Source organism: Nocardia sp. NPDC060220, from assembly GCF_042727815.1.
Lineage (GTDB): Bacteria > Actinomycetota > Actinomycetes > Mycobacteriales > Mycobacteriaceae > Nocardia.
The window spans coordinates 1-4,803 of record NZ_JBHWZY010000542.1; the positions used below are offsets into that span (position 1 = coordinate 1).

The 4,803-nt window shown below is 67.3% G+C and carries 6 protein-coding genes; 5 read left to right on the forward strand and 1 reads right to left on the reverse strand.

Features of this window, described 5'->3' with window-relative positions:
- The 4 genes from ACFWF3_RS24595 to ACFWF3_RS24610 form a co-directional block, all read left to right on the forward strand.
- Positions 1-1,204: urease subunit alpha (locus ACFWF3_RS24595; RefSeq protein ID WP_379315521.1), on the forward strand; the 1,204-nt coding region annotated here is incomplete at its 5' end.
- 143 nt (positions 1,205-1,347) lie between these two features.
- On the forward strand, positions 1,348-1,893 hold the full coding sequence (locus tag ACFWF3_RS24600) for a YbaB/EbfC family nucleoid-associated protein (protein ID WP_378988405.1): 546 nt from the start codon (positions 1,348-1,350) through the stop codon (positions 1,891-1,893).
- Between the two features lie 109 nt (positions 1,894-2,002).
- On the forward strand, positions 2,003-2,332 hold the full coding sequence (locus ACFWF3_RS24605) for a type VII secretion target (RefSeq protein WP_379315523.1): 330 nt from the start codon (positions 2,003-2,005) through the stop codon (positions 2,330-2,332).
- Positions 2,333-2,334: 2 nt separating this feature from the next.
- Entirely contained in the window at positions 2,335-3,315 is a 981-nt protein-coding gene (locus ACFWF3_RS24610; protein ID WP_379315525.1) for a hypothetical protein, read from the forward strand.
- Between the two features lie 58 nt (positions 3,316-3,373).
- Here the strand turns inward: ACFWF3_RS24610 and ACFWF3_RS24615 are convergent, their stop codons facing one another.
- Positions 3,374-3,910, reverse strand: coding sequence for a hypothetical protein (locus ACFWF3_RS24615; RefSeq protein WP_379315527.1), 537 nt, complete (start codon positions 3,908-3,910; stop codon positions 3,374-3,376).
- A 107-nt stretch (positions 3,911-4,017) separates the two neighbouring features.
- Here ACFWF3_RS24615 and ACFWF3_RS24620 point away from each other — a divergent pair, with 107 nt between their 5' ends.
- The gene (locus ACFWF3_RS24620; RefSeq protein ID WP_379315529.1) at positions 4,018-4,689 is read left to right on the forward strand and encodes an O-methyltransferase; all 672 of its coding nucleotides are present in this window, start codon (positions 4,018-4,020) and stop codon (positions 4,687-4,689) included.
- The last annotated feature ends 114 nt before the right edge of the window (positions 4,690-4,803 follow it).

The window sequence follows — 4,803 nt, forward strand, 5'->3', positions numbered from 1 at the left end:
GGCCACCACCGTGACACCGGGCTCCTGGCACCTGGCGCGGATGCTGGAATCCCTGGACCACTGGCCGATGAACATCGTGCTGCTCGGCAAGGGCAACACGGTCAGCCAGGAATCGATGTGGGAGCAATTGCGCGGCGGCGCATCGGGTTTCAAACTGCACGAGGACTGGGGCTCCACCCCGGCCGCGATCGATGCCTGCCTCACCGTCGCCGACGCGGCGGGCGTGCAGGTGGCACTGCACTCGGACACGCTGAACGAGGCCGGTTTCGTCGAGGACACCCTCGCCGCCATCGCGGGCCGCGGCATCCACGCCTACCACACCGAGGGTGCGGGTGGCGGCCACGCGCCCGACATCATCACTGTCGCTTCCCATCTCAATGTGCTGCCCAGCTCCACCAACCCCACCCGGCCGCACACCGTCAACACCCTCGACGAGCACCTCGACATGCTGATGGTGTGTCATCACCTGAGCCCGTCGATCCCCGAGGACCTGGCCTTCGCCGAATCGCGGATCCGCCCGTCCACCATCGCCGCCGAAGACCTCCTGCACGATCTGGGCGCCATCTCCATGATCGGCTCGGACTCCCAGGCGATGGGCCGGATCGGTGAAGTGGTGATGCGCACCTGGCAGACCGCGCACGTGATGAAACGCCGCCGTGGCGCCCTGCCCGGTGACGGTGCGGCCGACAACGCCCGCGTGCAGCGCTACATCGCCAAATACACGATCTGCCCGGCGGTTTCGCACGGACTCGACGACGAGATCGGCTCGATCGAGGTCGGCAAGCTCGCCGACCTGGTGCTGTGGGAACCGGCGTTCTTCGGTGTCCGGCCGCACGCGGTCCTCAAGGGCGGCATGATCGCCTGGGCCGCGATGGGCGACGCCAACGCCTCCATCCCCACCCCGCAGCCCGTGCTTCCACGCCCCATGTTCGGCGCCGCGGCCCCGGCCGCCGCGGCGACCTCCCTGCACTTCGTCTCCGAACAGGCCATCGACGACGGCCTCGCGAACCGGTTGAACGTGCGCCGAAAGCTGGTGCCGGTCAAGAACGCTCGCCGCGTCACCAAGGCCGACATGCCCCACAACGACGCCATGCCCCACATCGAAGTAGACCCCGATACCTTCACTGTCCGCATCGACGGCGAAGTCTGGGCAGAGGAACCCGCCACCGAACTCCCGATGGCCCAGCGCTACTTCCTTTTCTGACCGCCGTCTTCGCTGCGTCCGTGCCGGGCTGATGAACGCTGTCGCGGCTGTGTCCATTAGGCTCGTCGCGATCCGAGCGGGGCGGGTTTCGGCACGCCTTCCGCCGCACAGCGCCGGGGACCCCGGCGGGAGGGGAACACAGCATGGACGACCTGAACAACGCCGCCGCGGACCTGTCGCGCTGGGCGGAGGACCTGGAACAGAAGGCGCAGCGCTACCAGGAGCTGCACGCCAAGATGACCGCGGTGAGCGTCACCGATACCTCGGCCGACGGCCGGATCAGCGTCACCGTGGACGCCAACGGTTCGACCACCGCGATCACCTTGGCGGCCGCCGTGCGCGGCATGGATCCCACCGCCGTGGCGGCCGAGCTCATGGCCTGCACGCATCGCGCCCAGGCGCGCCTGCGTGACCAGGTCACCGGCCTGGTCCATGACACGGTCGGCACCGACGAGGCCGGGGAGGCGATCGTCGGCCAGTACAGCGACCGGTTCCCCGACCTGGACCCGACCGCGTCGGCGCCCGTCCCGCCGTCGTCGCCGCCCGCCGCTCCGGCCGCCCCCGCCGCATCGTGGCCGGCCGCGCCCGAGGCTCCCGCCACTCGCAAACCCGACCGCGATCGGGTTGTCGCACCCGAGGAGCCGTCCGACGAGGACATGTTCTACCAGCGCAAATCCTGGTTGCAGTAGCCACCGCTACAACCCGGCACACATTCGAGGGAACCGAACGGGGCCGGGGCGCGTCCAACTAGATCGAGAGCTGCGGACTCGACCGAGTTCGCCGGAGGAGGGATTCTGCGTGACCAGTCTGGTGAATGTGAATCTGGAGGCGATCAGGTCACAGGCCTGCTCGGTGGACGGCGTGTCCGGCGGGGTCGCCAAGGCGCTCGAGGCGGCGAACTATCTCGCCCACGCCGACGACGGCTACGGCCTGCTCGTGAAGCCGTACGCGGTGAGCACCCTCAACTCGCTCCACGACGACATCACCGAGGCACTGGCGCAGCTCGACACTCTGACCGCGGAGATGCCGGGCAAACTCCGCACCGCCGCCGACACCTTCGAAACGTGTGACACCACCCGGGCGGGCGATCTCACGGGCAAGACCGCCGAGATCGAAAGGAACGTCTGACCATGGCCGACGGACCCAACGCGGCGGGCACGTTCCTCAACGAGCACACCGTCCTGCCCGGCACGGTGAGCACCTTCGACGACGGCGAAGCTCCCGAGAACGACCTGCTCCAAGACGGCGTCGACTATCGGGACACCTATTACCAGGAAAACAACTTCCTGTTCAGCAACGTGGGCCGGCCGACGGGTGGGGAGGAACCCGACGCGGGCATCATGAAGGGCACGCTCCAGGGTGACACCTGGGAGAACGGCCTCGGCCTCTACAACGCGATGACCGGCGACGGGTCGATCATGACCAAGGTCGACGCCATCTCCAAAGCGGCCGGTACCGCGGGTGATTGGGCGTCGGCGGCGACGATGTTCGGCAAGGCGATCAAGGGCACCTCCACGCTGGCGAAGTTCGACCCGTTCAACTTCCTCGGTTCGCAACTGATGAGCTGGATGCTCGAACACGTCGAACCGGTGCGCAAATCACTGGAATCGATCACCGGCAGCCCGGATATGGTCCAGGCGTATTCGGATTCGTGGAAGGCGATCGCCGAGAGTCTGACGACCACCGCGCAGGAGTGGGCTACCGCGCTCGACACCGGAATCGGTGAATGGGCAGGTGCCGCGGCCGAAGCCTACGCGGCCAAGGCGACCGAGCTGACGGGCAAGATCGCCGAGAAGGCAGCCGTCGCCGAGGTGCTGTCGGAGTGCAACGCGGCGATGAAGGGCATCGTCGAGACAGTGCGCGAGATCGTGGTCGAGATCCTGAGCAATCTCGCCGGCATGCTCGCCGAAATGACCGCGCTGCTCATCGCCTCCGCCGGAACTGCCACCCCCGCGCTCATCGCCAGGGCGCTGCTCGACATCTCGCTGGCCACGGTGACGGTCTCGCAGATGCTGGTGAAACTGGCGCAGGCGCTGATCGATACGAAGATGCTGGCGCAGAGCGCGGTGAAGATCATCCAGGGCGTGACCGAGGTCGAGACCGCGAAGTAGCGGCCGCGGATGCGGGTACTGCAACCGGAAGACCCGGAGGTGCTCAGCCGGCGGTTCGTCAGGTGTCCAGGGACCTGGCGAAGTCGGCTAGGGCGCGGAAGTCGTTGTCCCGGAGTCCGATTCGCGGGTTGACGTGGTGCAAGAGCCCTGACCCGTGATGGTGGGCGGACACGTACGTCTCGTCGAGCTCACTCTGCTCGTCATCCACCCAGGCGAAAGGACGGCCGTCTGCATAGTCCACCAGCGGCCCGGTCTTCCAGTGCACTCCGTCAGGGCGCTCCTGGAGGAGGACGTCGCCGAAGTCGACGAAGGGAAGTTCCGGAAGGCCGAGAACGGGTGCGATCCACCGGTTGGCATCCGCCATCCACGTGGTGGCCCAGCACAGCTCGAAGCCGAGCCGGAGCAGAATTCCGCCGTGTTCTGGATTGAGCCAGACATGCAGGGGGCGCCGTCGCGGCGAGAGGCCCCTGTCGTCCTCATGGGCGTCGTTGCGAGGAAGTTCGAGTGTGGTGTAGCCGTCGGGACGCCGCGCCGGCTGGGCCGCGTAAGGGTTGAGCGGACCGTCCACATCGAGGAACAACAGTGGTCGGTTCACGGTTCCCCCGGGGTCTTGCTACCGTCAGGCCACGTCCAGACTACCCAACACGTCATCCCCGATGAGACACAAGAACAAAGCCGCGACTGCGGTGGCAGACTGCGTCCATGACGATCAACGATTGGGCCGATGTCGACAGTTACCTCGTCACCACGCTCGTCGGTGACGAGGGAGCGCCCGCACTCACCGCCAACGCCGACGCGGGGCTGCCCGCCATCGACGTCTCCCCGCCCCAGGGCAAACTGCTGAACCTGTTGGCCCGCACCGCGAAAGCGCGCCGGGTACTCGAGATCGGCACCCTCGGCGGATACAGCACCGAGTGGCTGGCGCGCGCGGTCGGTGACGGCGGTCTCGTCGTCACCCTCGAATTCGAACCCCGCCACGCCAAGGTCGCGCGCGAGAACCTCGACCGCGCCGGCGTGGGGGAGCGCGTCGAGATCCTGGTGGGCGCGGCCCTCGACACCCTGCCCGGTGTCGCCGAGGATCTGACCGAACCGTTCGACCTGGTCTTCATCGACGCCGACAAGGTCAACAACTCCCACTACGTGCAGTGGGCGCTGCGCCTGACCCACCCGGGCTCGGTGATCATCGTCGACAACGTGGTGCGCGCGGGCGCGGTGGCCGACGAGCAGACCGAGGATCCCAATGCCCGAGCGAGCCGCGACCTGATCGAATTGCTCGCCGCCGAACCGAGTGTCGACGCGACCGTCATCCAGACCGTCGGCGCGAAAGGGTGGGACGGATTCGCCTACGCCGTGGTGAACGGCCCGAATTCCTGATCTTCACCGCCCGGCAATGCGCAGGGTCATTGCCGGGCGTCCGGGATTCATCGGGAGGTTGTTCGCTGCCGCTAGCGTGGGACTGTTCGACTTCAGGAGCCGCCATCATGGAAT